This window comes from Clostridium gallinarum (assembly GCF_014836325.1).
Lineage (GTDB): Bacteria > Bacillota > Clostridia > Clostridiales > Clostridiaceae > Clostridium > Clostridium gallinarum.
The window spans coordinates 1-1,924 of sequence record NZ_JACSQZ010000123.1 but is presented as its reverse complement, the minus strand read 5'-3'; the positions used below and the strand labels follow the sequence as shown (position 1 = coordinate 1,924).

General features: G+C 33.0%; 1 protein-coding gene and 1 pseudogene. Both read right to left on the bottom strand.

Translation table 11 applies throughout. The features are described 5' to 3' along the window. Window positions 1-120: 120 nt before the first annotated feature. Complete coding sequence (locus H9660_RS16635; protein WP_341479613.1) at window positions 121-399, bottom strand: group II intron maturase-specific domain-containing protein; 279 nt, start codon at window positions 397-399, stop codon at window positions 121-123. An 84-nt stretch (window positions 400-483) separates the two neighbouring features. Next, window positions 484-1,407, bottom strand: a pseudogene (ltrA, locus tag H9660_RS16630) (group II intron reverse transcriptase/maturase); the annotation flags it as partial. Window positions 1,408-1,924 lie beyond the last annotated feature (517 nt).

Here is a 1,924-nt window from a genome sequence, read left to right as displayed (position 1 = left end):
TATAATTGTAGAGTAAAGCGGAGGATTTGATTTTCTCTCCTCCTCTGCCTTCTCATCAATCCGTACGTGAAGTTCTCCTTCATACGGCTTTCCTGTATTTTTCGTCTAAAGGCATTACGTCTAGCAACATAGATATTTTAATCCCATATTCCTTATTAATTTGACAGTATTTATATAATCTTCTCTTTTTCTTCGCTTTCGCTTTACGTTATACCAGATTACAAATCTAAATACTATGTACTTATCAATTTGGACTAATTTATGATATGGAGTTTTATTATAATAATTTTTCCAACCAATTATTTTAAGATTTAATTCTTTAATCTTATCTTTAATATTCTGATTCATAGTATTTCTAGCTAAACAAGCATTTACTCTCTTCTTTATTTTACATTTCACCTTATTACTTAGGTATTGTATTAATACATGATACTCTCTACCATCTATGGTTTTAGATTTTACTTTCCGATTTGTATATCCTAGGAAGTCGAAACTCTCTTTGTCTTTCCACAATGATATTACTTTTGTTTTATCTTTGCTTAATGTTAGTTCAAGCTTTGCCATTATATACAGTATTCCTTTATAAGCTATCTTTGCATCTTCGTATTTCTTACATATTATTACAAAGTCATCTGCATATCGTATTAACTTACCATATTTACTAAGACTTCTCTTTCATATATAATCCATATAGTTTAAATATATATTGGCCAGTAACGGGGATATAACTCCACCTTGAGGACTACCAACATCCGTTAGCGATAGCTCCCCATCCTTCATTACTCCGGATTTTAACCATTTTCTGATTAACTTTATAATTCTTTTATCACTTATTCTTAATTGAATTAATTTAATTAACTTATCGTGATTTATGTTATCAAAGTATCCTTTAATATCGGCATCTATTACCCAATTTCCTTTATTGTTGCATGCTTTTCTAATTGACTCTAGCGCTTGATGTGCATTTCTCTTCGGTCTGAATCCGTAGGATTCGTCGTAGAAATCTGCTTCAAATATTGGTTCTATTACAATTTTAGTAGCAGCTTGAATAACTCTATCCTTTATTATCGGAATACCTAATGGTCTAATTTTTCCATTATCTTTAGCTATTTCAACTCTTTTTACAGGTGTTGGATTATATGTTCCTTTTAATAAATCCTCTTTTATTTCTTCTAAGAATTTGTCAACTCCATATTTTTCTATTTGTTCTAGAGATACTTTATCTACTCCTGCACTTCCACCATTTGTTTTAACTTGTTTCCATGCTCTCTGTAGTATGTCTTCTCTATATACTTTGTCATATAGGATATGAAACCTTCTATTATTACTTTTCTTAGCCGATAGATATAGTTTTCTTTGAAGTTCTTGAACTTTATCTATTGTGTAGTTAGTCTTTTGGACATTCACTCGCTCTTACCTCCTTTGATAACTCTATATTACAGTAGGGACCCTTCTCTAATGTAGGTTATGTTGTCCTACATATCATCGATACTATGCTCCCCTCCGACTCCCTTCCGATAGTCTACAATTTCACCTTTAGGCTTATATGTTTCCTCTTTACCTTTCGGTATCGGTTAGGGTCTCCCCAGTTCCATAATTTACTTTCAATACATACCGCTCTCCATATACCGAGGGATTCATCAGTGTTGCTATCCAAGTTCTTCACACCTTCCATGGACTTCGTCATTTAGGAAGTGACTCGTCTTCCCTTTTCTCCAATCTCTTGGTTTTCTAACAGTACTGCAAGATTCACTTTATGTTACGGTCTGCATCTTTGCTAGCACCACTTAGGCACATTTTCGGGACGCTTTATGCAAAACATCTCTATTTTACATAGTCCTATAGCTAAAAAGCTTCTTGGTAATTACTTTTACTGAACTTTCATCAGTTAGCAAATTACAGCTTTGCTGGGCACGCTCCTAAA